Genomic DNA, 26,108 nt, shown 5'->3' with positions numbered 1-26,108 from the left:
GACGCAGATCGGCAACCCGCCGGGCGGCATCGACGCGCCGCCCGGTCGCCTCACTGATCGCCCGCGTCAGCGGTGCTCGTACGCCTTGGGCAGCGCGCCCTCGGTCGGCGTCAAGTAGCGGTCGCGCAGCTCGGTCTGACGTGAGCGCATCGGCTGCGGCTTGCCGTCGATCCAGATCGCGACCGGCTTGGACGACAGTTCCAGCGGGTCGCCGTCCCACATCACCACGTCGCCGCGCCGTCCGGCGCGCAAGGACCCGATCTCGCCGTCCATGCCCAGTGCGGCCGCCGGCCCGCTGGTGATGGTGGCGAGCGCGCGGCCCCAGTCGAGCCCGGTCGCGCCCGGCACGCGCGTGATCGCGACCAGATTGCCGGCGAACTGCTTCACCACGTGCTCGCCCGGCGCGTCGTTGTAGCCGAGCGTCGAGATCGCGACGGTCACTCCGGCCGCCGCCATTCGCCCGACGTTCGACTCGGTCGCCGCGACCTGCTCGAACGCGGCGGGCAGGTCGGCGAGCGCCTGCGCGATCACCGGCACGCGCGCCGCGGCGATCTCGCGCGCGACCAGCCATCCTTCCGCGACGCCGACCAGCACCAGCCTGACCTGCGGGTAATCGCGCTTGAGCGACAGCACCGAGCGTATGTCGCTCGCGCGCTCGACGTGGACCAGCAGCGGCACGCGCCCGGCCAGCACCTCGCCCAGCGCCTGCGCGTCGCCGCGCTTGATCAGCGCGTCGCGCCCGCGGCCGTCGAAGCTGGCAGGGCTGCGTCGATAGTCCTGCGCCTGCGCGAAGGCGTCGCGCAGGGCCGCGTAGGCGGCGGGTCGGCTGCCGCCCGCCTGGCGCGCGCCCTCCTCGCCCAGCTCGACGTACTGGAACGCGCGTGGGCGGATCACCGTATCGGTGCCGCCACCCAGCCCGATCACCGCGCCCTGCCCGGCGAAGATCGACCCCGCCGAGCGCGGCGACACGATCGCGCGCGTCACGCCGCCGAGCCGCTCGTTGGCGATGATGACGCTCGCCGGGTTGATTGCGGGCGCGATGTCGATCGCGGCGTTGAACGGCGACTGGCGCGCGGTGACGTCGTTGCTCTCCTCCACCCCGTCGGCGTCCTCCAGCCCCATGTTGGAGAAGCCGGCGACGAAGCCCGGCGCGATCCACTTGCCCGTCGCGTCGATCACCTCGGCGCCCGCGGGCACCGCGACGCCGCGCCCGGCGGCGACGATGCGGCCGTCACGCACCACGACCGTGCCGCCCTGGATCGGCGCGGAGCCGTCGCCGATCGCGACGGTGCCGCCGGTGATCGCGACCGTCTGCGCGGCGGCGGGAAGCGAGACGAACGCGGCAGCGGCGAGAAGAAGGGCGCGCTTCACTTGACGTCTCCCGAACCCGGCTGGCCCAACTCGAAGTCGCTCACCGGCCTGAGCCTCGGATTGTCCGCGTCGTACAGCAGCGCACCGTCGATCCACACCTTCTCCGGCCGGGTATAGACGCTGAACGGATTGCCGTTCCACAGCACCACGTCGGCCATCTTGCCCGCCACCAGGCTGCCGGTGCGGTCGGCGATGTGCAGCGATCTCGCCGGGTTGAGCGACAGCCACTTCCACGCCGCCGCGTCGCTGATCTCGATCCCGGCGTGCCGCGCGGAGGCGAGCACCTTGGCGACTTCCTGGTTCAATCGCTGAATGCCGTTCTCGTCGTCGGAGTGGATCATCCCGCACGCGCCCGACTTCTCTAGGATGGCGAGGTTCTCGCCGATCCCGTCGTAGCTCTCCATCTTGAACCCGTACCAGTCGGCCCAGACCGCGGCGCAGGTGTTGTTGGCCTTGAGCAGGTCGGCGATCTTGTACGCCTCCACCGCGTGGTGGAACGCCTCGACGTGGTAGCCGAACTCCTTCGCCATATCGAGCACGTTGGCCATCTCGTCGGCGCGGTAGCAGTGGTTCTGCACCAGGATCTCGCCCGACAGCACGCCGCGCAGCGTGTCCATCGCGATGTCGCGGTCGGGCATGTCGCCGCCGTCGGCGTCAAACTTGTCCCACTTGCGCTTGTACGCCGCCGCCTTCGCCCAGGTCGCGCGGTCGACCGCGATGTTGCCCATCCGCGTCGACGGCTCGCGTCCCTTGCCGCCGTAGACGCGCTTCGGGTTCTCACCGCAGGCCATCTTCAATCCGTAGGGCGCACCGGGAAACTTCATCGCCTGCGTGGTGCGCGCGTAGACGTTCTTCAGCACCACCGAGCGACCGCCGAACAGATTGGCTGATCCGGGCAGGATCTGCAGCGTGGTGACCCCGCCGTTCGCCAGCGCGCGGCTGAACCCCGGGTCCTGCGGCCAGACGCTGTGCTCCGCCCAGACGTCGGCGGTGACGGGCGCGGTTGCCTCGTTGCCGTCCGACAGTGCGCGCACTTGCGGGCTGGGATAGTCGCCAAGGTGGCTATGTATGTCGACGATCCCGGGCGTCACGAACTTGCCGGTGCCGTCGATCGTCGTCACACCGGCGGGCGCCGACACGCTCTGCCCGACAGCGACGATCTTGCCGTCGGCGAACAGCACCTGCCCGCGCTCGATCCGACTGCCCTCGCCGTCGAGCACGGTGACGTTGGTGACGAGCGTCGGCACGCCGGGATAGACGCGGTAGGTCGATGGGAACGGATCGCGCGAGTACGGCTTCGGCGGCGCCTTCGCGCTGCCGCTGCTCGCGGACCTATCCGACGCGGAGCGCGGCCGCTCGCTATTCGCCGAGCAGGCCGGCAGCATCAGCGACACCGTCGCGACCATCCCCAGCGCCCGCGCGACGCGTCCCGTTCTCATGCTGTGCCCCCGTCTCTTGTTGCGGCGATCCTGACGCGGCGACCGGCGAGACGCAAGCGCTATCCCCGCGCAGCACACGATCGGTCGCGGCCAAGCGACGACCAATCACGCAACCGAATAGTCAGAGTTGAGAATTTATGATCTGACGCTGTTGTTTTTTACAATGCTGTGCGTTGACCTCGTGTAACCGCGTGATATCTACGGTTCAAACAAGAAGGAACTGCGAACGTGAGCGATGAGATGACGACCAACAATAATGTGGAGCTAGCAACCGAGCTCACCATCGCATGGCTCTCCAACCCCAACACCCGCGCCGCCAGTGAAGACGTTCCCGCCTTTCTGCAGCAGATGCACCAGGCCGTGACCAACCTGACCGGCACCGGCCAGTCGGAAAGCACCGAGGAGCCCGAGACCGAGTACACGCCGGCCGTGTCGGTTCGTAAGTCCTTGGCGTCGAAGGACCACATCATTTCGCTGATCGACGGCAAGCCCTACAAGACCTTGCGGCGTCACCTCGCGGGTCAGGGCCTGACCCCGGACGAGTACCGCCAGCGCTACGGCCTCAAGCCCGATTACCCGATGGTGGCCGAGAGTTACTCGGAAGCGCGTCGCGACATGGCGAAGAAGATCGGCCTAGGCCGCAAGGCCGGCCAGACTAAGGCGAACGCCGCCGAGCAGTCCGACGAGGCCGAGGCACCCGCCGCACCGCGTCGTGGCCGCAAGGCAGCCGCTACGACCGAGGCCTGATCCCCTCGCCTCCCTTCCCCTCGCCCCTGACCGACCAGCTGCGCGGCGTCCTCGCGACGCGGGTGCGCGCCCTGGTCGGCTCGGGCGAGGTCGACCTGACGCGCCCGCCCGGCGACGATGGGCTGTTCGGCCCCTCGTCCGCCGCGTGGCGCGTCCACGGCGATTTCTCCGCCATGATGATCGGCGGCATCTCGGCACTGCTGCTGCAGATGCTCCATCCGCTGGCGCTCGCGGGCGTGTGGGACCATTCGGGTTTCCGCGACGACCGACAGGGTCGCCTGAAACGCACCGCGCGCTTCATCGCCGCCACGACCTTCGGCTCGACCGAGCTCGCGCGCGCCTCGATCGCGCAGGTGCGCCGGATCCACGACCGCGTCCACGGCACGCTGCCGGATGGGACGCGCTACGACGCCAACGATCCCGCACTGCTCACCTGGGTCCACGTCGCCGAGGTCGACAGCTTCCTGCGCGCCTATCTGCGCTACCGCGATCCGGCGATGACCGCCGCGGATCAGGAGCACTACCTCGTCGAGACTGCCGGCATCGCCGAAGCACTCGGCGCCGCCGACGTCCCGCGCACGCGCGCCGACGTCGACGCGTACTTGGCGCGCGTCCGGCCCGAGCTGCGCGCCGACCACCGCACGCGCGAGGTTGCCGCCGCCCTGCTCGCACCCGGCGACGACAAGGCGACCACCTCGGCGATGAACCTCGCCGTCGCCGCCGCGATCGACCTGCTGCCGCCCTGGGCGCAGGCGCTGCACGGCCGAAGCCTGCCCGCCTTTGCCCGCCCGGCGGTACGGCTCAGCGCCAGCGGCATGGGCGGCGTGCTGCGCTGGGCGCTGGCCAAGTAATCACGAGGTCGTCACGCCGACCTGATCCGCGAATCGACGCCATCACCCCGGCCGCGACCGGGGTGACGAAGGCATCAGTTCACCACCACCGTCACCGCGCGGCGGTTCTGCGCGTAGCTCGCCTCGTCCGAGCCGAGTGCGACCGGACGCTCCTTGCCGTAGCTGATGACGCTGATCCGCGACGGCGAGATGCCGCGCGTCGCCAGATAGTTCTTCGCCGCATTGGCGCGACGGTCGCCGAGCGCCAGATTGTACTCGCGCGTACCGCGCTCGTCGGCGTGACCCTCGATCGTGACGCGCACGTTGGGGTAGCGCGTCAGCCACTGCACCTGCGTGTCGAGGATCGCGCGCGCCTCGCTGTCGATGTCGTACATGTCGAGCCCGAACAGCACCGTGTCGCTGGTGACCGAGCGCTTGAAGTCGGCCGCCGACCCCGGCGTCACCGCGCCTGCGCCACCGTTCAGCCCGCCGTTCGGGTCCTGGTACGCGGGCGGCGGCGCCTCACCCGCGGCGGGCGGCAGCACCGCGGGGCGCTTCTTGGAACAAGCGGTGCTGGCGGCGAGTGCGCCCACCAGCAGGATCGTCGTCGTCAGTCGTGCCATGCAATCTACTCCCGTGATGATCCCTGATATGTCCAGGGTAACGCGCGGTAATCGGCGGATAAAGCCACTACGGCTGAAGCGGTCCCCACGCCGGATCGGACCCGTCGAGCGGGGTCGGGATGCGCCGCGCGTTGACGCCGGTCAGGTCGACCGACCACAGATCGGCCTTGCCGCCGCTGCCGCGCCCGGTGCGGAAGAAGGTGATGACGCGGCCGTTGGGCGACCAGCTCGGCCCCTCGTCCTGATAACCGTCGGTCAGCAGCTTCTCGCCCGAACCGTTCGGGTTCATCACCCCGATGCGGAACGACCCCGCCAGCTTGGTGAACGCGATAAGGTCGCCGCGCGGGCTCCACACCGGCGTCGCGTAGCGCCCGCCGCCGAAGCTGATCCGCTGCTGGTTCGATCCGTCCGCATTCATGACGTAGATCTGCTGCCCGCCCGACCGGTCGCTCTCGAACACGATCCTGGAGCCGTCGGGCGAGTAGCTGCCGCCGGTGTCGATGCCCGGCGAGTTGGTCAGCTTCTGCGGCGTGCCGCCACCCGCGCTCGACACGCGGTAGATGTCGGTATTGCCGCCGTCCGCGCGCGAGAATAGGATCCAGCGCCCGTCGGGCGAGAAGCGCGGCGCGAACGTCGTTGCCGCATTCTGCACCACCAGCCGCTGCTTGCCCGTGCCGATATCGTAGACGTAGATCGCCGGGTTCTTGCCGACGTAGCTCATGTACACGATCGACTGCTGGTTGGGCGCGAAGCGCGGCGTCAGCACGATCGACGATCCCGCGGTCAGGAAGCGGTGGTTGGCCCCGTCCTGGTCCATGATCGCCAGTCGCTTGATGCGGTTGCCCTTCGGTCCCGTCTCCGACACGTAGACCACGCGACTGTCGAAATACGGCCCCTCGCCGGTCAGCCGCGCGTAGATCGCGTCGGCGCATTTGTGGGCGGCGCGGCGCCACTGCGACGGCGGCACGACGAAGCCCTGCCGCACCAGCTCGGCACGCGCGGTCACGTCGTACAGGTAGCAGCCGACCGTCAGCGAGCCGTCGCCGTTGGCGCGGATATAGCCCTGCACCAGCGCCTGCGCGCCCGTCCCGCCCCAGTAATCGTAGGCGGGCGCGGTCACCTCCGGGAACATCACCGTGCGCAATTGCGCCGGCGGGATCGGCGTGAACAGCCCCGACCCGCGCAGGTCACTGGCAATGATGTCGGACAGCTGCCGCCCGAGCGCATCGGTCGACCCCGCCGCGGTGCTCGTCACCGCGGGCGTCGGCATCGCGGGGATCGCGATCGGCATCGGCGCGGAGATGCCGCCGGTCACGTCGACCTCGAGCGGCGGCGGCGTCTGCCCCGGTTCGGCCTGCGCGGGCACTGCACCGGCAGGCGGGTTGAGCGTGACGGGCGGAACGTCCTGCGCCAGCGCCGGCGCAGCGAGACAGGTCAGCCCGAGAAGAAGCGCGCGAATCCTCACCGCAATTTCCAATTATAGTTGATGTTGCTCCACCCCCCGTTGGCGGTGGAATAATATTCGGCCGGCAGTTTCAGCGGCGAACAACCCTTGAACGCCGCGACGCCCAGATCGACCACGCGCCGCGCGTAGCGCTGGTTGTCGTCGTCGACGCCGCGCTGGCGTACCATCGTCGGCGTCGCCGACAGCGTACCGTCGCGGTTGAGCCGAAGGTTGAGCGTCGTCACGATCTGGTTCGCGCCGGGGCCGGGATCGACCTGGCGATCGGCGCACGGCTGGATCTGCCGCGCGATCGCCTGCTGGATCGCGGCCAGTGCGGCGCCGTCGACGCGCGCGGCGGACGGCGGTGCGTCGCTGCTCTTCGCCTTGCTCGGCTCGGCCGACAGACCTTTCAGGAAGTCGGCGCCCAGCCGCCCACCGCGCGGCCGCTCGGCCTTGGCCGTCTCGGTCGCGCCGCTGCCGCGCTTGGCGGCGGGCTTCGCCGCGGGCTTGCCCGACGATTTGGCGCTGCTGGTCGAGGTACTCGCCTTGCTGCCGGTCGCTTTGCTCGCGCTCGCCTGCTTGGCCGGTGCCGGCTTCGCCACGGGCTTGGACGTCGGCTTGGCGGGCGCCTTCTCCGCCGCCTCGCGCACCGGCGGCTTCGGCTTGGGCGCGGGTGCGGGTTTCGGCGCCGGCTTCGGCTTGGGCGCAGGCTTCGGCGTTGCCGGCTCGGGCCTGGGTGCAGGTTTGGGCGGCGCTGGCTTGGGCGGCGCTGGCTTGGGCGCGGGCGCTGGTTTCGGTGCGGGTTTAGGCTCGGGTGCAGGCGCCGGAGCAGGTGCCGGCTCGGACGCGGGTTCGGGCTCGGCGGCGGGCGGCGCCGCATCCTCGGGCTCGCCTTCCTCGGGCGAGACGCGCTCGGATGGCGCCTCGCTGCTCGCCGGTGCCGCCGCCTCCAGTGCCACCTCGGGCACCAGGCTGACCTCGACCGGTGTCTGCTTCAACTTGACCGGGTTGGGCGTATCGAGAAAGCCGAGCGACATCGCGCCGAACAGCAGGACGTGTCCCGCTACGGCGACGCCGAGACCGACCTTCTCGGTGCGGTCCATCAATCCTCCCCGACCGTCACCAGCGCGACGCGGTTCAGCCCCGCGCGGTTAAGCTCGCCCATCACGCGCATCACCTGCCCGTAATCGAGCTTGCGGTCGGCGCGCAGGTACACCTGCGGCGGCTCACCGCCTTGCGCCGCCGCTGCGATCGCGTCGAGCCGCGCCGACAGCGTGTCGAACGACAGCTCCTCCTTGGCGATGAAGATGCGGCCCTGCTCGTCGAGCGAGATCTCGGTCGGCTGCTTCTCCTGGTCGAGCGGCTTCGCGCGGCTGTCGGGCAGGTTCACCGGCACGCCCGCGGTGAGCAGCGGCGCGGTCACCATGAAGATGATCAGCAGCACCAGCATCACGTCGACCAGCGGGGTCACGTTGATGTCCGCCATCGGCGCGCGCCGCCCGCGGCTCCGCCCGGAAGGGAGATGCATTGCCATGGCGTTGCCTCAGCGCTCGCGGTCGAGCTGCCGCGACAGCGTCGCGTGGAACCCGTCGGCGAAGCGGTTCAGCCGCGCCTCGATGCGGTTAATGCCGTGGCTGAAGCGGTTGTAGGCGATCACCGCCGGGATCGCGGCGAACAGCCCGATCGCGGTCGCGAACAGCGCCTCCGCGATCCCCGGCGCGACGACCGCCAGGCTGGTGTTCTGCTGGCTCGCGATCGAGGTGAAGCTGCGCATGATGCCCCACACCGTGCCGAACAATCCGACGAACGGCGCGACCGAGCCGACCGTCGCCAGCACGTTCAGCCGGTCGGACAGTTCGTCGATCTCCTTCGCCACCGCCGCGCCCATCGTGGTCGCCAGCCGGTCGCGCGTGCCCTCGCGGTCGATCACCTGCCCCTGCGTCGAGCGGCGCCATTCCGCCACGCCCGCCGCCAGCACCCGCGCCGACGGCAGGTCCGCATTGCCCTTCGCCTTGTAGAAAGCGTCGATATCCTCCGCCTTCCAGAAATCGCGCTCGAACGTCTCGGTCGCGCGGCGCGTGCGGCCGACCTTCAGCCAGAACATGACGATGATCGCCCAGGTCCAGATGCTGGCGAGCAGCAGCCCGAGCATCACGCCCTTCACCACCCAGTCGGCCTGAAGGAACAAGGCGATCGGCGACAATGTCGCCGCGTCGGTGTTCACGATCGGGTTCAAGTGACAGGCTCCCCCATTTGTCCGTCGTCGGTACGTGTATCGTTGGTCGGCACCAGCGTGCGGTACAGCTCGAGCCACTCGGCCGGTTGCCGCCGCGGGCGCCCGTCGGGTCCGACCAGCGCCGCGGTGACGACGCCGCGCGCCAACAAGAGCGCGTCGCGCCTGACTGACTGATGAATGACGACGCGCGCGGGCGTCACCGCCTCCACGGTAGATTGCACCACCAGCGCGTCGTCGAGCCGCGCCGGGCTGGCGTAGCGGATATGCAGGTCGTGGATCGCGTAGGCGCCGCCACCACCCTCGAAATGTGCGCGCTGGTCGATGCCGGCGACGCGCAGCATGTCCGAGCGCGCGCGCTCCATGTAGCGCAGGTAGTTGGCGTGGTAGACGACGCCCGAGAGATCGGTGTCCTCGAAATAGACGCGCAGCGGGAACAGGTGCACCCTGCCCTCGAAGCCTCCACTCGCGGGCATTGGTCCGCCACTCGACATTCGTCGCGCTTTAACCAAGACCGTCGCGCGACGGAAGCCCGCTCGCGGGTTCGACTCCTGCTCGACCTGACCTAGTTGAGCGACGACGCGTCCACGCTCAGCCGCGGCAGGTCCTTCGCCACCAGCGGCGTCGCGGTCGCCCGCGCGGGCACGGCCTGCGTCACCACCTGCGCGCGCGACTCGGCGCCCGGCACCGCCTGCACGGTCGCGGAGGTCGCGACCACCGGCGCGGCGAGCGGACGCGGGCTCACCGGTACCAGCGCGGCGCGCGTGCGCCACGCATCGTAAGCGCGGAAGAAATCGGTGAAGGGGCGATCGAGCGCGGCGAGCTGCGCGGTCGCGAACTGCGCGAACTCGGCCTCGGGCACCGTCGGCGCGGCGACCAGCGCCTGCTTGGCCGCGGCGCAGAAGCCGGCGCGCGCGAAGTCCTGCGACCAGTAATTGTACAACCGCGTCATCGCGTCGTCGTAGCTGTCGCGCCAATCGCCGCCGCGCGCCTTGAACTCCGCCGACAGGCTCGTCTCCGCTCGCGTCAGCACCGTCTTTCGCGCGGTCAGCATCGCGTTGTACGCCGCCGTCGTCTGCGCCTCCTCACTGTCGCGGCACGCGAGTGCGGCGACGTTCAGGGCGGTGCGCAGGTGCCACAATGTCGCGGCCTCGGTCAGCGCGCGATTGGGCGTGGCGTAGCTGCCGTCCGCCATGCGGATCGGGATCACCATGCCCGGGCGCCCGCCCGCGGGCATCTGCGCCACGACCGGTGCGGGCGGCGGCAGCGTCGCGACCACCGGCGGCGGCGCGACCTTGGCGCAGCCGGCGACCAGAGCCAGTGCACTCACGACGACGATCTTGTGGAGCGGCAACCTACGCATTACGAATCCTTCCGGCCCCCCGGTGACTCGTTTCTACGTCGCGAGTGGTTAACGCGCGGTAATCATGCGGCGAAGCCGTGCTCGGCTCGCCCCGCTCACGCCGTCGTTCGTCCCGGCGCGTCGGCCCCGTTACGCCGCCCGCGCGCGCAGCGCGTCCGCCGCCTCGGTCATCAGCTGCGCGATGATGTCGGCGATCGGCTCCTCGCGGGTCACCATGCCGACCGACTGGCCCGCCATCACACTGCCGTGCTCCACGTCGCCATCGATCACCGCGCGGCGCAAGGCGCCCGCCCAGTAATGCTCGATCTCCAGCTGCGCCTCGGCCATCGCGACCGCGCTCTCGTCCAGCCGCTGCGCGACCTCGCGCTGCTTGGCGGTGAACAGCTCGCCGCCCGCGTTCTTCAGCGCGCGCACCGGGATCACCGGCAGCCGCGGGTCGAGCTGCACGCTCGCCACCGCGTCGCGCGCGCTGGCGCGAATGAACGCGCGCTTGAAGTTGGGGTGCGCGACGCACTCGGTCGCGCAGACGAAGCGCGTGCCGAGCTGCACCCCCGCCGCGCCCATGTCGAGGTAGCCCGCGATCGCCTCGCCGCGCCCGATCCCGCCCGCCACGAAGACGGGCACCTTGTCCGCGATCTCGGGCAGCATCTCCTGCGCCAGCACACTGGTCGACACTGGGCCGATATGCCCGCCCGCCTCCATTCCCTCGATCACCAGCGCGTCGACGCCCGAGCGGATCAGTTTCTTGGCGAGTGCGAGCGTCGGCGCGAAGCAGATCACCTTGGCGCCGCATGCCTTGATCGCCTCCAGCGAACCCTTCGGCGGCAACCCGCCCGCCAGCACGACGTGGCCGACATTGTGCGACGCGCACACCGCGATCAGCTCGTCCAGCTGCGGGTGCATCGTGATCAGGTTCACCCCGAACGCGCGCTCGGTCAGCGCCTTGGTCGCCGCGATCTCCGCGTCGAGCAGCGCGGGCGTCATCGCGCCGCACGCGATCACCCCGAACCCGCCCGCGTTCGACATCGCGGCCACGAGGTTGCGCTCCGACACCCAGGACATCGCGCCCGCCATGATCGCGACCTCGGACCCGAGAAAGGCGCAGCCGCGTTCCATGCGACGGGACAGGCGATCGACGCCGACATTGTTCATCTCGTTCATGGATCGGCCCTAGCGCGGGCGGCGCAGTGGAGAAAGCATGAAGCAGGCATCGGGCGAACTGACGATCGACACGCGCGGGCAGTGCTTGGTCGAGATCACGGATCAGGTCACGCGCTGGCTGGACGAGCAGGCGATCGACACCGGGCTGCTGACGGTGTTCTGCCGCCATACCTCCGCCTCGCTCCTCATCAACGAGAACGCCGCCCCCGCCGTCCGCCGCGACATGGAGCGCTATTTCGCGAAGCTGGCGCCCGAATCACGCGACTACGAGCACGACGACGAAGGTCCCGACGACATGCCCGCGCACCTGCGCACCGCGCTGACGGACGTGTCGCTCTCGATCCCGATCGCGCGCGGCGAACCCGTGCTCGGCACGTGGCAGGGCATCTACCTATTCGAACACCGCGCCGCGCCGCATCGCAGGCGGGTTGCGCTGCATGTGATTGGCGAGTGACCTACTCCTTGCCCGACCTGATCCTGCTGAGACGAGCCTGCCGACGCGCTTCCGCCTCTTCGGCAAGGTCGGCTAATGGGGCATTCATCGACCGGAAAAGCTTATTGGTGGCGTGCTCCCGCTCTGCCGCCGATGTGCCCTCCAGCTCCGCCAGCCGGCCTTCATAGGCACGCCGACGCAATTCGAGATAGCTAAGCTCTACCATCTTGGTTGCGCGCTGTCGGCGCCAAACGGCGACTGTGCACGCCACCGCAGCGAACGATGCGAGGCACGCGAGCGCAACCGCCCAGTCGCGTTGCAGATCGCGCCAAGCTAGCCATCCGACGATGCTCGCTGCCACACTGGAGGGTAGAATAGTCCAGGCTCAAGCGAGTGCGTTGGCTCGCCCGATCCAGTCTAGTGCGCGTGCCAGCAATCCGGGCACGTAGCGGCCTCGCCCCCCTACGCGGCCTCTGCGTCCAACCCGTAGGCGGTGTGCAGCACGCGCACCGCCAGCTCGGTCTCGTCCTCGTGGATCAGCACGCTGACCTTGATCTCGCTGGTCGAGATGGCGAGGATGTTGATGCCGCGCGCACCCAGCGTCTCGAACATGGTCGAGGCGACGCCCGCGTGGCTGCGCATGCCGACGCCGACGACGCTGATCTTCGCCACGCGCGTGTCGTGGATCAGCTCGCCGAACCCGATCTCGCCGCGCGCCTGGTTCAGTGCCTCGATCGATCGCGGCAGGTCGGCCGACGGCACGGTGAAGGTCACGTCGGTCGCGCTGGTCGACCCGCTGCTGCGGTGCGCGATGTTCTGGATGATCATGTCGACGTTGATGTTCGCCGCCGACAGCGGCGCGAAGATCGCCGCGACCGATCCGGGCTTGTCGGGCACGCCCGTCAGCGTAATCTTGGCCTCGTTCTTGTCGTGCGCGATGCCGGTGATGAGCTGGCGTTCCACGTCTTCGATCTCCTCTTCGCCCACGATCATCGTGCCGGGCAATGTATCCGCGGCGGGCGCATCGTCGCCGGTCAAGGACGACAGCACCTGCACGCGCACCTGTTCCTTCATCGCGAGCCCGACCGAGCGCGTCTGGAGCACCTTCGCGCCGACGGAGGCGAGCTCCAGCATTTCCTCGTACGTCACCTGGCGCAGCTTGCGCGCGCGCGGCACAATGCGCGGATCGGTGGTGTAGACGCCGTCGACGTCGGTGTAGATGTCGCAGCGATCCGCCTTCATCGCCGCCGCGACCCCGACCGCCGAAGTGTCCGATCCGCCGCGACCCAGCGTGGTGATCCGGCCGCCCTGGCCGTCTCCGGCGTCGCTCACGCCCTGGAACCCCGGGATCACCGCGACCTCGCCCGATGCCAGGCTCGCGTTGAGCGCCTCGGTGTCGATGCCGCCGATCCGCGCCTTGGCGAATGCCTGGTCGGTGTGGATCGGCAATTGCCAACCCAGCCACGACCGCGCGCGGACGCCGATCGCCTGCAGCGCGATCGCGAGCAGTCCGCTCGTCACCTGTTCGCCGGACGCCACCACCACGTCATACTCGCGCGGATCGTAGAGCGGCGACGCCTCGCGGCAGAAGCCGACCAGCCGATCGGTCTCGCCCGCCATGGCGGAGACGACCACCGCCACCTCGTTGCCCGCGTCATGCTCGCGTTTGACGCGCGCGGCGACCGAACGGATGCGCTCGATGCCTGCCATCGAGGTCCCGCCGAACTTCATCACGATGCGCGCCATGCCGCTGGTCCAAACGCCTTGGGGTAAGAGGGCGGTCCTGATAGGATCGCGCCATGACGACCGCAACCGTAACAACCGCGACGACTTACAGGCCCGTTCACGCATCGGTGATCGACCGCGAGGCGGCGCATTTCGGACGCATGGCGGCGGAATGGTGGGATCCGAAGGGTTCGTCGGCGATGCTCCACCGCCTCAACCCGGTGCGGCTGAGCTACATCCGCCAGCGCGTCGACAGCCACTGGGACCTGGACGATCAGAGCTTCCAGGCGCTCCGTGGGCGCCGCGTGCTCGACGTCGGCTGCGGCGCCGGGCTGCTCGCCGAGCCGCTCGCGCGACTGGGCGCGCACGTCACCGCGATCGACGCGGCGGGAGAGAGCATCTCGGTCGCGCGCGACCACGCCGCGCGTCGCGGGCTCGCGATCGACTACCGCGTTGGCGGCGTTGAGGCGGCGGCGGGAGAGCGCTTCGACCTCGTCACCTCAATGGAGGTGATCGAGCACGTCGCCGATCCCGCCGCCTTCGTCCGCGGCCTCGCCGACGCGGTCGCACCCGGCGGCGTGCTCGTCATGTCGACACCCAACCGCACATGGCTGACTCGCCTCGCGCTGGTCGAGGGGGCGGAGCGCACCGGCATCATCCCGCGCGGCACGCACGATTGGGACAAATTCCTCACCCCCGACGAACTCGCGACCATGGTTCGCGACGCGGGGCTGGAGGTGATCGACACTACCGGCCTGACGCTCTCGGCAAGCGGCTTTGCGCTAGGCCAATCGAGGGCGCTCGATTACTTTCTGACCGCGCGGCGCGGAAGCGATACGTCGTCGGGAGAGGTGGTCACGGTTACCCTGCCCAACCCTGCAACCCTTGGCGATGCGACTATCTCGTAAGTCGGGTGAGTTCGAGCCAAAGTTCCGTTAGAGACTCGTGAGCGCGAAAGCCCGAAAAGCTCCGCCCAGGTAGTTGCGTTGTCGCTGGCGCAGCGATTGTTGGAGAGACCAAGCAGTCGATGCTCAGCGCGCAGTGACGGCGCTCGCAACTTATTCGCGCAAAGCGGCGCTCTCGCGACTACCCTCGCGGCAGCGCCTTGGCCGCCGTCCGCACCCACTGCGGCGCACCCGAACGGCACGTCGCACTGATGACCGGAAATGACAGATCGTTGTTGCGCGCGAGCGCCGCGGGCATCGCCGCCTGGCACTGCGCCACGTTGCTGTAGCGGACCGGATCGACCCGCGCCTCGGTGCATGCGGTGTTCGCGTCACCGCAGCCCATGATCGCCATGACGAAGAACGTTGCTTCCATGATCGGCCTTCCTTATGTCGTTCAAAACGAAGCTTTTGCGGCCGGGTTCCCCGTCTCCGCTGATAAGCCAGCCGATCCGCGCCGTTCTGGACCGATCGCGCGCGTCGAGCCCGCGCATTGACGCGAGCAGCCGCGCGCACGACATCGGGCAGCAATGCCTCCGCAATCTTCCACCACCCCCGGCACCGAGCGTCCGCTGCTGCCGACGATCCGCCGTTTCCTGCCCGATCTGTGGCCCAGCGACGCGCCCGGCATGAAGGCACGCGTCGCGGGCGCGATGGCGCTCGTGCTCTGCTCCAAACTGGTTCAGGTCTACGGCGCGCCCTTCGCGCTGCAGGGCGCGATCGACGGCATGGGTGTGGCGACCACGCCGGTGTCGCTCGTCGTGCTGCTGGTGCTCGGCTACGCCGCCGCGCGGTTCAGCGCGACGCTGTTCGACAATCTGCGCAACACCGTGTTCGAGCGCGTCGGGCAGGAAGCGACGCGCCGGCTCGCCGCCCGCGTGTTCCGCCACCTCCACCAGCTATCGCTGCGCTTCCACCTCGAACGCCGCACCGGCGCGGTCACCAAAGTGGTAGAGCGCGGGACCAAGAGTATCGACACGATGCTCTACTTCCTCCTGTTCAACATCGCCCCGACGATCCTCGAACTCGTGCTGGTACTCGGCATCTTCTGGGTGAAGTTCGGGTGGCCGCTGGTCGCCGCCACGGTCGTGATGGTGGTCGTCTACATCTGGTTCACGCGGATGGTCACCGACTGGCGCTCGAGCCTGCGCGAGCGGATGAACGACCTCGACACCGGTGCGGTCGCGCACGCGGTGGATTCACTTCTGAACTTCGAGACGGTCAAGTATTTCGGTGCGGAGGAGCGCGAGGCGCGCCGCTACGATCAGGCGATGCGCTCCTACGCCGATGCCGCGATCAAGTCGGAGAACAGCCTCGCCTGGCTGAACGTCGGACAGGCGCTCATCACCAACCTGATGCTTGGCGCGGGGATGGCCTACGTCGCTTGGGGTTGGAGCCAGGGCCGCTTCACCGCGGGCAACGTCGTGCTCGTCTCGACCCTGCTGTCGCAGCTGTTCCGCCCGCTCGACCTGCTCGGCATGGTGTATCGCACCATCCGTCAGGGCGTGATCGACATGGGATCGATGTTCGACCTGATCGACACCCCGTCGGAGGTCACCGACGCACCCGCGGCCCGCCCGCTGTCGGTCGCGCGCGGCCACGTGCGGTTCGAGGACGTGCGCTTCGGCTACGACGACGGCATGGCGATCCTGAAAGGCATCGACCTCGACGTCGCACCCGGCAGCACCGTCGCGGTCGTCGGGCCCTCGGGTGCGGGCAAGTCGACGCTCGCGCGGCTGATGTACCGCTTCTACGACCTGACCGGCGGGCGAATTACGATCGACGGACAGGATATCGCGCAGGTCACGCAGGCGAGCTTACGCGCCGCGATCGGCATCGTGCCGCAGGACACGGTGCTGTTCAACGACACGATCGGCTACAACATCGCCTACGGCCGCGCCGATGCCACCCAGGCCGAGATCGAGGGCGCGGCGAAGGGCGCGGCGATTGCCGGCTTCATCGAGCGTCAGCCCGATGGCTACGCCACCCGCGTCGGTGAGCGCGGGCTGAAGCTGTCGGGCGGTGAGAAGCAGCGCGTCGCGATCGCGCGTACCCTGCTCAAGAACCCCCCGGTGCTGATCCTCGACGAGGCGACCAGCGCGCTCGACAGCCGCACCGAGGCCGAGATCATGGACACGCTGGAGGCGATCGAGCGCGGGCGCACTACCATCGTCATCGCGCACCGCCTGTCGACGATCGTCCACGCCGACCAGATCGTCGTGCTCGAGGCGGGCCAGATCGTCGAGCGCGGCACCCACGCCGAGCTGCTCCGCCGCGGCGGGCTCTACGCGGAGATGTGGGACCGTCAGGCGAACGAGCGCGCGGAGGCGGAGGCGGAAGCGGCGTAGGTGCTCCCCTGTCCTACTCCCCTCCCCGGAAGCGAATGGTCGGGGGTGGGTTAGGAGAGAGATTTTAAGCTTTCGCCCCCCGCCCCTCCCTTGTCACGGAGGGGAGCATGTCGTTCACGACGAGGTCAGCCGCACTGTCCTAATCGTTGCACAACGTTGCGCGCACCCTTGATGCGCTCGCCCGCCGGGTGCATCACGCGCACCATACACGCCGCAAGAGGAACACCGATGCGTCTGCTCGCCGCCACTGCCCTGATGACCCTGATGTCGACCACCGCCCTCGCCCAGACCGGCGCTCCCGCCGCTGCTCCCACCCCTGCCGCGAGCACCACGCTGCCCGCCTCCAACCCGTTCGCGCAGCCCAGCACGCTGCCGCTCCAGGCGCCGCCGTTCGACCGCATCAAGAGCAGCGACTACGCCCCCGCGCTGCTCGCCGGCATGGCGCAGCAGCGCGCGGAGATCACCGCGATCACCCGCGCGCGCTCGGCCCCGACGTTCGAGAACACGATCGCCGCGATGGAGCGCTCGGGCCGCCTGCTCGAGCGCGCCGCGATGGCCTTCTACGGCGTCGTCGGCGCCAACACCGACGATACCCTGCAGAAGACGCAGGCCGAACTCGCGCCCAAGTTCGCCGCGCACCAGGACGCGATCAACCTCGATCCCGCGCTCTTCGCGCGCGTGAAGACGCTGTATGACCAGCGCCAGTCGCTGCGCCTCGACCCCGAGCAGTTGCAGGTCCTGATCCTCACCTACGAAGGCATGGTCCGCGCCGGCGCGCAGTTGTCGCCGGCCGACAAGCAGACGCTCAGCCAGTATAATGCGCAGCTCTCGACGCTGGAGACCGCGTTCCAGCAGAAACTGCTCGCCGCCGCCAAGGCGGGTGCACTCGTCGTCGATGACAAGGCGAAGCTCGCCGGGCTGTCCGACGCGGAGATCGCCGCCGCCGCCGACGCCGCCAAGTCGCGCGGGATGGACGGCAAGTACGTGCTGACGCTCCAGAACACGACGCAGCAGCCCGAACTCGCCACCATGAAGGACCGCGCGACGCGCGAGGCGCTGTTCAACGCCAGCTGGACCCGTGCGAGCAAGGGCGACGCCAACGACACGCGCGACACCATCTCGCAGATCGCGCTGCTGCGCGCGCAGAAGGCCAAGCTGCTCGGCTTCCCGACCTGGGCCGACTACGTCCTGCAGGACCAGATGGCGAAGACGCCCAAGACTGCGCTCGGCTTCATGCAGCAGCTCGGCACCCCGGTTGCGGCCGAGCAGCGCCGCGAGGCCGCCGAACTCCAGGCGCAGATCAAGTCGACGGGCGGCGATTTCGAGCTCAAGCCGTGGGATTGGGACTTCTACTCGGAACAGGTCCGCAAGGCGAAGTACGACCTCAACCAGGACGAGCTGAAGCCGTATTTCGAGATCAACAAGGTGCTGACCGACGGCGTCTTCTACGCCGCCAACCAGCTCTATGGCTTGAACTTCAAGCGCCGCACCGACATCCCCGTCTACCAGAGCGACGTCATGGTCTACGAGGTGACCGAGGAGAACGGCGCCACCGTGGGCCTGATGTACTTCGATTACTGGAAGCGCGACAACAAGAACGGCGGCGCGTGGATGTCGAATTTCGTCAACCAGTCGAAGCTGAACGGCACCAAGCCGGTGATCTACAACGTCGGCAATTTCACCAAGCCCGCCGCCGGCCAGCCCGCGCTGGTCAGCTTCGACGACGTGGTGACGATGTTCCACGAGTTCGGCCACGCGCTCCACGGCCTGTTCGCGAACCAGACCTATCCCAGCGTCTCGGGCACCAACACCGCGCGCGACTTCGTCGAGTTCCCGTCGCAGTTCAACGAGCATTGGGCGCTCGATCCCAAGGTGCTGCCGCACTACGCGGTCAACTACAAGACCGGCGCAGTGATCCCGCAGGCCTTGGTCGACAAGATCAAGCGCGCGGGCACGTTCAACTCGGGCTATTCCTTCGGCCAGGCGCTCGCCGCGGCTGAGATGGACATGAGCTGGCACTCGCTGACAGCCGCGCAGGGACGACAGAACGTCGACCAGTTCGAGCAACAGGCGCTCGCCGCCACCGGGCTCGACGTGGCGGACGTGCCGCCGCGCTACCGCTCGCCCTATTTCCTCCACATCTGGGGCAATGGCTACTCGGCCGGCTATTATGCCTACAGCTGGACCAAGATGCTGAGCGCGAACGCGTTCAACTGGTTCGAGCAGCACGGCGGCATGACGCGCGCCAACGGCCAGCGTTTCCGCGACATGATCCTGTCCAAGGGTCACACGATGGATTACGCCCCGATGTTCCGCGCCTTCAACGGCGCCGACCCGCAGGTCGCGCCGCTGTTGAAGGATCTCGGCCTCAACGCCGACGGCTCGCGCGTCGCACCCAGCACCGGCGCCACGCCCAACAGCGACGGCCCGGTTCCGCTGCCGCCCGCCCCCGACGCCGCCGCGCCGGGCAAGATCGGGAAGTAACGCCGATCCTGCCTTGCTCGTCATCCCAGGCTCGACCCGGGATCCCGCTTCTTCTGCAAGCTTCGTGAGAAGCGGGATCCCGGATCGACCCTAGGACGTTGGCAGGCCCCTCACCCCAGCATGTCGCGCGTCTCCGGGTGCTTCTCCATATACGCCCGCACGAAGCGGCACTGCGGCACCACCTTGAGGTCGCGGTCGCGCGCTGAATCGAGCGCCGCCTGGATCAGCTTCGTGCCGACCCCGCGCCCCTCGATCGCGGGCGGCACCTCGGTGTGGGTGAACACGATCGTGTCGCCCTCCAGCTGATACGCCGCCACCGCGCGGTAGCCGTCCACGGTCAATTCGAACTCCTGCTCGGCCTTGTTGTCGATCACGTTCTTCATGCAGCACTCCCTTCGTCGCGCGGCTAAACGCCCCGCCCCGCTCGCCTGTTGCGCGGCACGCCCGCAATACCGATAGGAGTGGCGTGCAAGACCCCAAGTCCGAACTACAGCGCATCTTCGGTTTCCCCGACTTCCGCGGCGTCCAGCGGCAGGTCGTCGACCGTACGCTCGGCGGCCAGCGCACGCTCGCCGTCATGCCGACGGGTGCGGGCAAGTCGCTGACCTACCAGCTTCCCGCCGCGATGCTGCCGGGGACCTGCGTCGTCGTGTCGCCGCTGATCGCGCTGATGCACGACCAGCTCCGCGCCGCCGAGGCGGTGGGCCTCGCCGCCGCCACGCTGACCAGCGTCGACGAGAACCGCGCCGAGACGATGCAGCGTTTCCGCGACGGCCAGCTCGACCTGCTATACGTCGCACCCGAGCGCGCGTCGTCGGGCGCGTTCCGCGACCTGCTCTCCGCCGCCCCGCTCGCGCTGTTCGCGATCGACGAAGCACACTGCGTCAGCGAGTGGGGGCACGATTTCCGCCCCGACTACCGCCTGCTGCGCCCGCTGCTCGACAGCTTCGCGGACGTGCCGCGCCTGGCACTCACCGCGACCGCCGACGCGCATACCCGCGCCGACATCCTCGAACAGCTCGGCATTCCGGCCGAGGGGATGATCGTCGCGGGGTTCGACCGCCCCAACATCCGCTACACGATCCAGCCCAAGGACAATCTGACGCGCCAGATCGCCGACGTGGTGCGCGACACGAGCGGCCCCGGCATCGTCTACGTCCAGACCCGCGCCGCGACCGAGAAGATGGCCGCCGCACTCGCCGCCACCGGCCGCCCGACGCGCGCCTATCACGCCGGATTGGACCCGGCGATCCGCGCCAGGAACCAGCGCGACTTCGTCGCGTCCGAGGACATGGTGATGTGCGCCACCGTCGCCTTCGGCATGGGGATCGACAAGCCCGACGTCCGCTTCGTCGCCCACGCCGGCCTGCCCAAGTCGATCGAGGCCTATTACCAGGAGACCGGTCGCGCGGGCCGCGACGGCGACCCGTCGGTCGCGCACCTGTTCTGGGGCGCGGAGGACTTCGCCCGCGCGCGCCAACGCATTGCCGAGATGGAGCCCGAGCGCCACGCCGGCGAGCGCCAGCGTTTGGCGAGCCTCGGTGCGCTGGTCGAGACCGCCGGTTGCCGCCGCGTGATCCTCTTGCGCCACTTCGGCGAGAACCCGCCCGCATCTTGTGGCAATTGCGACAATTGCCTCTCGCCCCCGCGCTCGACCGACGCGACCGAGGTCGCGCGAAAATATCTCTCCGCCGTATTCCGCACCGGTCAGATGTTCGGCTCGGGCTATATCGAGAGCGTGCTGACCGCCAAGTCGAGCGAGCGCAGCCTCATGAACGGGCACGAGCAACTCTCGGTCTGGGGCATCGTCGCGGGCGACGACGCCGCGCTGCTCAAGCCGGTCGGCCGCGCGCTCCTCCTGCGCGACGCGCTGCGCACCAACCCGCACGGCGGTTTGGAGTTCGGCCCCGCCGCGCGCGCGATCCTGAAAGGTGAGGCCGACGTTGCCTTGCTGGAAGCACCCGCGCGCCCGAAGCGCCGCCGCAGCGCCGGTTCTGGCGGGACCGCCAACCCGACCGACGATCCGCTGTTCGAGGCACTCCGCGCCCGCCGCCGCGACCTCGCCAAGGAACAGGGCGTGCCGCCCTACGTCATCTTCCACGACTCGGTCCTGCGCGAGATGGCCGAGGCACGCCCGCGCGACGCCTGGGCGCTCGGCCGCATCACCGGCGTCGGCCAGCGCAAGCTCGACGCCTACGGCGACGCCTTCCTCCAGGTCATCCGCGAGCACGCCTAACCGATTGGCCGCGTCGGCAAAACCCCACCCCCCGTCGCCCCGGACTTGATCCGGGGCCCCGCTGCCTTCTCCACCTCCGCCAGCAAGCGGGATCCCGGATCAAGTCTGGGATGACGGCAATTAGTCGATCGCACCCCCGTGACGCACGCGCCGCCATCGCCTATCGCGCAGCGCATGGACATTCGCCGCATCGACGCGCGCATCGCCGTCTCGCCCCAGATCGACCCCGCCGACATCCCCGCGATCAAGGCCGCGGGCTTCTCCGCGATCGTCAACAACCGCCCCGACGGTGAGGAACCCGCGCAGCCGAGCGGCGACGCGATCCGCGCCGCCGCGGAGGACGCCGGCCTCGCCTATACCGCGATCCCCGTCACCCACGCCGGCTTCTCGCACCCGCAGGTCGCCGCGATGATCGACGCGATGCAACAAGCGAACGGCCCCGTCCTCGCCTACTGCCGCTCGGGCACGCGCTCGTGCAACCTGTGGGCGCTCGCCGCCGCCGGGCTGGGCGAGGATCAGGACGCGCTCGTCGCCAAGGGCGCGGGCGCCGGCTACGACCTGAACGGCCTGCGCCCGCTGATGGACGCCGTCGCGCCCGAGCGGAGCGACCCGAACCAGTGAGCGCGCGTCGCCGGGGGGCCGCGTGATGCTCGGGTTCGGCCGCCCCAACCGCCTGCTGCGCTCGCCCGACGAGGTGATCGAGGCGGTTGCCGAGACCAAGGTCGCCTTCGCCGCCGTCGACGCGCTCGTCTCGCACGACGGCCGCGCGGGGCTGGCGATCGACGCGGACGGCGGCGTGCTCGCGGTCCGCCTGCGCGGCGCGCGCGCGATCGCCGCGCCTGTCCCCTGGACCGCGCTGCGTCAGACGGTGGAGGGCATCGTGATTGAGGGCGACCGCCGCTTCGGCACCGTCACGCTGATCGGGATCACCGCGCTCGACGTCCGCCGCCTGGGTCAACCTGCCGTCGAACCCGCCGACGGCCCGTAACACGCACGCCTCGACGACGCCTCGTACCCTTCGCCGCCCCTCGCGCGTTCACGTTGCGAGAGAGAAGGAGAGCAGACGATGGCAATCACCCCCGACCACGGCGAACACGATCCCCAGCAGACCGGCGTCGAGCCGACCGAAGCCGACGGCATCGCCAACCCCGAACAGCCGCCGATGGACGACGATCCTTCGGGCCTCCCCGACAAGGAAGGCGACAAGCTCGGCGACTTCGCCTGACGACGGTGCCCGCCGCTCGCACGCGGGCGGCGGGCGCGACGTCCGGCTCGGCCGATCGCGCAAACGTTCAGACTTCCGCGCGATCGGCGGTCGGAACGCCGGGCACTTGGCGCCTCACGTCACCAGCTTGCGCAAGCCCGCGATCGTGTCCGCCTCGTGCGCGGGCTTGTCGGTGCGGATGCGCGCGATCCGGGGAAAGCGCATCGCCAGCCCCGACTTGTGCCGCTTCGATTCGTGGATCGAATCGAATGCGATCTCCAGCACCATCGACCGCTCCACCTCGCGCACCGGCCCGAACCGGTTGGTGGTGTGGTGGCGCACGAAGCGGTCGAGCTGGCGCAGTTCCTCGTCGGTGATCCCTTGGTACGCCTTGCCGACCGGCAGCAGCTCGCCCTCGCCCGCCGCACCGCCAGTCCAGCAGCCAAAGGTGTAATCGCTGTAATAGGACGAGCGCCGCCCGTTGCCGCGCTGCGCGTACATCATCACGCAATCGGCGGTCAGCGGATCGCGCTTCCACTTGTACCACAGTCCCGCGCGCCGCCCCGCCACATAAGGCGCGTCGCGACGCTTGAGCATCATGCCCTCGATCGCGGCGTCGCGCGCGCCCATGCGGATGGCTTCCAGCGCGGTGAAATCCTCCGCCTCGACCACCGCCGACAGGTCGAAGCGATCGGGATCGAGCCGCGGCATAAACGCCTCCAGCCGCACGCGCCGCTCGCTCCAACCGAGCGCACGCAGATTCTCCGCGCCGTCGAACAATATGTCGTACAGCCGCACGAACGCCGGGCTCTCCTCCAGCATCTTCGCCGACACGACCTTGCGCCCCAGCCGCTGCTGCAGCGCGTTGAAGCTCGCCGCGCCGCCGCCGTCCTCTAACGCGCCGCCCTGCACGTCGCCCTTCACCATCAGCTCGCCGTCGAGCACGCCAGGGGTGCGGAACGCCGCCGCGACGTCGGGAAAGGCGCGCGTCACGTCGTCGCCGGTGCGGCTGTAGAGCCGCGTCTCGCCGCGCCCGTCCGCACCCACGACATGGACCAGTTGAACGCGGATACCGTCCCACTTCCACTCCGCCACATAGTCCGACAGGTCTACGCGTAGATCCTCCAGCGGATGCGCCAGCATGAACGGGCGGAACACCGGTACGTCGGCGGGCGTCGGCTGCTCGCCCGTCCCTTCCGCCCAGGCGAACAGCGTCGGGTACGGCGGCTCCAGCCCGTGCCAAACCTCCTCGACCGCATCGACGTCGAGCCCGAACGCGTCCGCCAGCGCCTGCTTCGCCAGCCTGGACGACACGCCGACGCGCAGGCTGCCCGTCGCCATCTTGAGCAGCGCGAACCTTTCCTCCGCGTCCAGCCGGTCGAGCATCCCCGCCAGCACGCCGCCCGCGTCCGACCGCGACAGGTGCATTAACCGATCGACCACCGCCGACACGCTCAGCGGCTCGGCCTCCACCACGCCGTCCGGCGTCGGCCACAGCAGCGCGATCGTCTCCGCGGTGTCGCCGACGTACTCCCGGCTCATGCGGAACAGGACGGGGTCGAACCGCTCCTCGATCAGCGCGCGCAGCAGCGCCGGCTTGACCCCAGGCAGGTCCAGGTCGCCCGTCAGCGCCGCCATCGCCCAGCCGCGATCCGGATCGGGCGTGACGCGCAGGTAATCGCCGATCAGTTTCAACTTGGCGTTGCGCGACCGGGTATAGATCAGCGAGTCGAGAAGCTGCGCGAAGGCGTGCATGGGGGCGTAACGATTGGCGGGCGATCACGCTCCACGCCGCGTTCCCGCTAACGCGTCACCTTGTTTGCGGGCAGCGACACCCTTGCGCCGCCGTGCGCCTGCCCTACACCGCCGCGCCATGCGTCGCCGCCTGTTCCTCGTGCTCGCCATTATGGCCGCGTTCGCCGCCGCGCTGTTCGCATTCGCCATGTGGAACGCGCGCGCCGATCCGGTCGTGCGGCGCGCGAGCGTCGGGCTATCCGACTGGCCCGCGGGTGCCGCGCCGCTTCGCGTCGCGGTGATGAGCGACATCCATATCGGCAGCCTGGCAATGGACGAGGCGCGACTGTCGCGCATCGTCGCGCAAGTGAATGCGCTCCGCCCCGACCTTGTGCTGATCGCGGGCGACTTCATCGACGGCTACGGCCGGCCGGATGCATTGGAGATGGAGGACGCGCTCACCCGTGCGCTGCTGCCGCTGCGCGCGCGGCTCGGCGTCGTCGCGGTGCCGGGCAATCACGACCACGGCACCAGCCTCGCGGTCGTGCGCGCCGCACTGATGCGTGCCAGAATCACCGTCCTCGCCAACCAGGCGATCCGGCGCGGGCCGCTCGCGATCGGCGGGGTCGACGATGATTACAGCGGCGCGGACGACCTGCCGGCGACGATGGCGGCACTCCAACGCCTGGGCGGTGCGGCGCTGCTCCTCACCCACTCGCCCGATCTCGCGACCAAGCTGTCGGCGGGCGCGCCGTTCATGATCGCGGGTCACACCCACTGCGGGCAGGTCCGGCTGCCGCTGATCGGCCCGCCATTCCTGCCCGTGCGCACGCATCGCCGCTACCTGTGCGGGATGGTTCAGGATCACGGCCACCGCGTGCTGGTGACCGCTGGTCTGGGCACCAGCGACCTGCCGATCCGCTGGCAGGCGCCGCCCGACCTGTGGCTGCTCACCTTGGGGCCGTTGGCTGGCCCGGCGAGCAGGTAAGCGTCAGTCGATCGCGGATTTGACCGCCTTGCCCGTCACCAGCGCGATGATGAGGAAGATCACGAACAGCGCGATGGCGATGAAGAACAGGATCTTGGCGATACCGACGAACGCGCCGCCTATGCCGCCGAAGCCGAGCAGACCGAGCACGAGCCCGATCACGAGAAAGGTTATCGCGAGCTTGAGCATGGTGGGTCTCCGATAGAATAGGTCAGGGTCGGCGCGACCGTCCGGCCGCGTCGTTGATCGGCTCAGCCCTTGCGGCTGGCCTCGAACAGGAACCAGGCGCGCTCCTCGGCCTCGTCGATCCAGTCGTCGGCCAGGCTGGAGGTCGCGGTGTCGTTGGCTTCCTCGGCCTTCTCGCGCGCGCGGCGCAGCGCCTCGACCAGCTTGAGATTGTCCTCGCGCAGCTCGGCCAGCATGTCGTCGGGCGACACGAACTCGCGGTCGTTGTCGGCGATCTGCTGGCGGCGGCTGATGTCGCCGATCGAGCGCAGTGTGGTGTTGCCCGTCTTGCGCACGCGCTCCGCGATCGCGTCGGTCACGCCCAGGATCTGCGCCGCCTGATCGTCGAGCATCAGGTGGTAGTCGCGGAAGTGCGGGCCCGACACGTGCCAGTGGAAATTCTTGGTCTTGAGGTACACCGCGAAACAGTCGGCGAGTGCGACGTTCAGCGCCTCGGCCGCGGTCATGGTGTCGTTGCGGGCAAGGTCGGTCGGGGTTGCGAGCTTGGGATCGATGTCGGCCACGGCGCGGGGTCTCCAGATGGGATGGTTTCGCCCGCACAACGGTTCGCGCCTC

The 26,108-nt window shown here is 69.3% G+C and carries 27 protein-coding genes; 11 read left to right on the top strand and 16 right to left on the bottom strand.

The genetic code is table 11. The features are described 5' to 3' along the window. Positions 1 to 66: 66 nt before the first annotated feature. Complete coding sequence (locus ACFDS6_RS05105) at positions 67 to 1,371, bottom strand: amidohydrolase family protein (RefSeq protein WP_375271030.1); 1,305 nt, start codon at positions 1,369 to 1,371, stop codon at positions 67 to 69. Next, complete coding sequence (locus tag ACFDS6_RS05100) at positions 1,368 to 2,810, bottom strand: amidohydrolase (protein WP_375271029.1); 1,443 nt, start codon at positions 2,808 to 2,810, stop codon at positions 1,368 to 1,370. The genes ACFDS6_RS05105 and ACFDS6_RS05100 overlap by 4 nt, the downstream gene beginning before the upstream one ends. A gap of 228 nt (positions 2,811 to 3,038) precedes the next feature. Here ACFDS6_RS05100 and ACFDS6_RS05095 point away from each other — a divergent pair, with 228 nt between their 5' ends. Together ACFDS6_RS05095 and ACFDS6_RS05090 are read left to right on the top strand one after the other, a co-directional pair. Further along, on the top strand, positions 3,039 to 3,557 hold the full coding sequence (locus ACFDS6_RS05095) for a MucR family transcriptional regulator (RefSeq protein WP_375271028.1): 519 nt from the start codon (positions 3,039 to 3,041) through the stop codon (positions 3,555 to 3,557). A 62-nt stretch (positions 3,558 to 3,619) separates the two neighbouring features. Next, entirely contained in the window at positions 3,620 to 4,408 is a 789-nt protein-coding gene (locus tag ACFDS6_RS05090; RefSeq protein WP_375271027.1) for an oxygenase MpaB family protein, read from the top strand. Positions 4,409 to 4,482: 74 nt separating this feature from the next. On the opposite strand, the gene pal is transcribed toward ACFDS6_RS05090, so the two are convergent. The 8 genes from pal to ACFDS6_RS05050 form a co-directional block, all read right to left on the bottom strand. Further along, a complete protein-coding gene (gene pal, locus ACFDS6_RS05085; RefSeq protein WP_375271026.1) occupies positions 4,483 to 5,010 on the bottom strand; it encodes a peptidoglycan-associated lipoprotein Pal in 528 nt (175 codons plus the stop codon). A gap of 67 nt (positions 5,011 to 5,077) precedes the next feature. Beyond that, a complete protein-coding gene (gene tolB / locus ACFDS6_RS05080) occupies positions 5,078 to 6,481 on the bottom strand; it encodes a Tol-Pal system beta propeller repeat protein TolB (RefSeq protein WP_375271043.1) in 1,404 nt (467 codons plus the stop codon). Beyond that, entirely contained in the window at positions 6,472 to 7,557 is a 1,086-nt protein-coding gene (locus ACFDS6_RS05075; protein ID WP_375271025.1) for a cell envelope biogenesis protein TolA, read from the bottom strand. The genes tolB and ACFDS6_RS05075 overlap by 10 nt, the downstream gene beginning before the upstream one ends. After that, complete coding sequence (gene tolR, locus ACFDS6_RS05070) at positions 7,557 to 7,988, bottom strand: protein TolR (RefSeq protein WP_375271024.1); 432 nt, start codon at positions 7,986 to 7,988, stop codon at positions 7,557 to 7,559. The genes ACFDS6_RS05075 and tolR overlap by 1 nt, the downstream gene beginning before the upstream one ends. Positions 7,989 to 7,997: 9 nt before the next feature. Further along, positions 7,998 to 8,690 carry a protein TolQ gene (tolQ, locus tag ACFDS6_RS05065; protein ID WP_375271023.1) on the bottom strand — a complete coding sequence of 231 codons (693 nt, stop codon included), beginning with the start codon at positions 8,688 to 8,690 and terminating at the stop codon, positions 7,998 to 8,000. Next, positions 8,687 to 9,163, bottom strand: coding sequence for a YbgC/FadM family acyl-CoA thioesterase (locus ACFDS6_RS05060; protein WP_375271022.1), 477 nt, complete (start codon positions 9,161 to 9,163; stop codon positions 8,687 to 8,689). The genes tolQ and ACFDS6_RS05060 overlap by 4 nt, the downstream gene beginning before the upstream one ends. Positions 9,164 to 9,252: 89 nt before the next feature. Further along, positions 9,253 to 10,050: a hypothetical protein gene (locus ACFDS6_RS05055; protein WP_375271021.1), complete on the bottom strand. Its 798-nt coding sequence runs from the start codon at positions 10,048 to 10,050 to the stop codon at positions 9,253 to 9,255. Positions 10,051 to 10,179: 129 nt separating this feature from the next. Continuing rightward, positions 10,180 to 11,211 (bottom strand): NAD(P)H-dependent flavin oxidoreductase, encoded by a 1,032-nt coding sequence (locus ACFDS6_RS05050; protein ID WP_375271020.1) that lies wholly within the window; start codon positions 11,209 to 11,211, stop codon positions 10,180 to 10,182. Between the two features lie 37 nt (positions 11,212 to 11,248). On the opposite strand from ACFDS6_RS05050, the gene ACFDS6_RS05045 reads away from it, so the two are divergent. Further along, positions 11,249 to 11,665 (top strand): secondary thiamine-phosphate synthase enzyme YjbQ, encoded by a 417-nt coding sequence (locus tag ACFDS6_RS05045; RefSeq protein WP_375271019.1) that lies wholly within the window; start codon positions 11,249 to 11,251, stop codon positions 11,663 to 11,665. 441 nt (positions 11,666 to 12,106) lie between these two features. Here ACFDS6_RS05045 and ACFDS6_RS05040 read toward each other — a convergent pair whose 3' ends face one another. Beyond that, a complete protein-coding gene (locus tag ACFDS6_RS05040) occupies positions 12,107 to 13,390 on the bottom strand; it encodes an aspartate kinase (protein WP_375271018.1) in 1,284 nt (427 codons plus the stop codon). A gap of 53 nt (positions 13,391 to 13,443) precedes the next feature. Here ACFDS6_RS05040 and ubiG point away from each other — a divergent pair, with 53 nt between their 5' ends. Further along, the gene (gene ubiG, locus ACFDS6_RS05035) at positions 13,444 to 14,277 is read left to right on the top strand and encodes a bifunctional 2-polyprenyl-6-hydroxyphenol methylase/3-demethylubiquinol 3-O-methyltransferase UbiG (RefSeq protein ID WP_375271017.1); all 834 of its coding nucleotides are present in this window, start codon (positions 13,444 to 13,446) and stop codon (positions 14,275 to 14,277) included. 178 nt (positions 14,278 to 14,455) lie between these two features. Here the strand turns inward: ubiG and ACFDS6_RS05030 are convergent, their stop codons facing one another. Beyond that, a complete protein-coding gene (locus ACFDS6_RS05030) occupies positions 14,456 to 14,689 on the bottom strand; it encodes a hypothetical protein (protein WP_375271016.1) in 234 nt (77 codons plus the stop codon). 154 nt (positions 14,690 to 14,843) lie between these two features. Between ACFDS6_RS05030 and ACFDS6_RS05025 the strand changes: the two genes are divergently transcribed. Then, positions 14,844 to 16,661 carry an ABCB family ABC transporter ATP-binding protein/permease gene (locus tag ACFDS6_RS05025; protein WP_375271015.1) on the top strand — a complete coding sequence of 606 codons (1,818 nt, stop codon included), beginning with the start codon at positions 14,844 to 14,846 and terminating at the stop codon, positions 16,659 to 16,661. Between the two features lie 228 nt (positions 16,662 to 16,889). Beyond that, on the top strand, positions 16,890 to 19,145 hold the full coding sequence (locus ACFDS6_RS05020; protein ID WP_375271014.1) for a M3 family metallopeptidase: 2,256 nt from the start codon (positions 16,890 to 16,892) through the stop codon (positions 19,143 to 19,145). A gap of 110 nt (positions 19,146 to 19,255) precedes the next feature. Here ACFDS6_RS05020 and ACFDS6_RS05015 read toward each other — a convergent pair whose 3' ends face one another. After that, the gene (locus ACFDS6_RS05015; RefSeq protein WP_375271013.1) at positions 19,256 to 19,528 is read right to left on the bottom strand and encodes a GNAT family N-acetyltransferase; all 273 of its coding nucleotides are present in this window, start codon (positions 19,526 to 19,528) and stop codon (positions 19,256 to 19,258) included. 83 nt (positions 19,529 to 19,611) lie between these two features. On the opposite strand from ACFDS6_RS05015, the gene recQ reads away from it, so the two are divergent. The 4 genes from recQ to ACFDS6_RS04995 all read left to right on the top strand — a co-directional run bounded on the left by recQ (position 19,612) and on the right by ACFDS6_RS04995 (position 22,606). Continuing rightward, the gene (gene recQ, locus ACFDS6_RS05010) at positions 19,612 to 21,381 is read left to right on the top strand and encodes a DNA helicase RecQ (protein ID WP_375271012.1); all 1,770 of its coding nucleotides are present in this window, start codon (positions 19,612 to 19,614) and stop codon (positions 21,379 to 21,381) included. 174 nt (positions 21,382 to 21,555) lie between these two features. Beyond that, positions 21,556 to 22,002 carry a TIGR01244 family sulfur transferase gene (locus ACFDS6_RS05005; RefSeq protein ID WP_375271011.1) on the top strand — a complete coding sequence of 149 codons (447 nt, stop codon included), beginning with the start codon at positions 21,556 to 21,558 and terminating at the stop codon, positions 22,000 to 22,002. A gap of 25 nt (positions 22,003 to 22,027) precedes the next feature. Beyond that, positions 22,028 to 22,369: a hypothetical protein gene (locus ACFDS6_RS05000; protein WP_375271010.1), complete on the top strand. Its 342-nt coding sequence runs from the start codon at positions 22,028 to 22,030 to the stop codon at positions 22,367 to 22,369. Positions 22,370 to 22,447: 78 nt separating this feature from the next. Next, the gene (locus ACFDS6_RS04995; protein WP_375271009.1) at positions 22,448 to 22,606 is read left to right on the top strand and encodes a hypothetical protein; all 159 of its coding nucleotides are present in this window, start codon (positions 22,448 to 22,450) and stop codon (positions 22,604 to 22,606) included. A gap of 114 nt (positions 22,607 to 22,720) precedes the next feature. On the opposite strand, the gene ACFDS6_RS04990 is transcribed toward ACFDS6_RS04995, so the two are convergent. After that, positions 22,721 to 24,340 (bottom strand): cisplatin damage response ATP-dependent DNA ligase, encoded by a 1,620-nt coding sequence (locus tag ACFDS6_RS04990; protein ID WP_375271008.1) that lies wholly within the window; start codon positions 24,338 to 24,340, stop codon positions 22,721 to 22,723. Between the two features lie 118 nt (positions 24,341 to 24,458). Between ACFDS6_RS04990 and ACFDS6_RS04985 the strand changes: the two genes are divergently transcribed. Continuing rightward, complete coding sequence (locus ACFDS6_RS04985) at positions 24,459 to 25,307, top strand: metallophosphoesterase (protein WP_375271007.1); 849 nt, start codon at positions 24,459 to 24,461, stop codon at positions 25,305 to 25,307. Between the two features lie 3 nt (positions 25,308 to 25,310). Here the strand turns inward: ACFDS6_RS04985 and ACFDS6_RS04980 are convergent, their stop codons facing one another. Together ACFDS6_RS04980 and ACFDS6_RS04975 are read right to left on the bottom strand one after the other, a co-directional pair. Further along, on the bottom strand, positions 25,311 to 25,496 hold the full coding sequence (locus tag ACFDS6_RS04980; RefSeq protein ID WP_375271006.1) for a DUF1328 family protein: 186 nt from the start codon (positions 25,494 to 25,496) through the stop codon (positions 25,311 to 25,313). A 62-nt stretch (positions 25,497 to 25,558) separates the two neighbouring features. Then, complete coding sequence (locus ACFDS6_RS04975; protein ID WP_375271042.1) at positions 25,559 to 25,999, bottom strand: Dps family protein; 441 nt, start codon at positions 25,997 to 25,999, stop codon at positions 25,559 to 25,561. Between the last annotated feature and the right edge of the window lie 109 nt (positions 26,000 to 26,108).

It is taken from the genome of Sphingomonas sp. (assembly GCF_042095875.1).
Taxonomy (GTDB): domain Bacteria; phylum Pseudomonadota; class Alphaproteobacteria; order Sphingomonadales; family Sphingomonadaceae; genus Sphingomonas.
The sequence above is the reverse complement of the archived record's forward strand: the minus strand, read 5'-3'. Positions and strand labels throughout refer to the sequence as shown.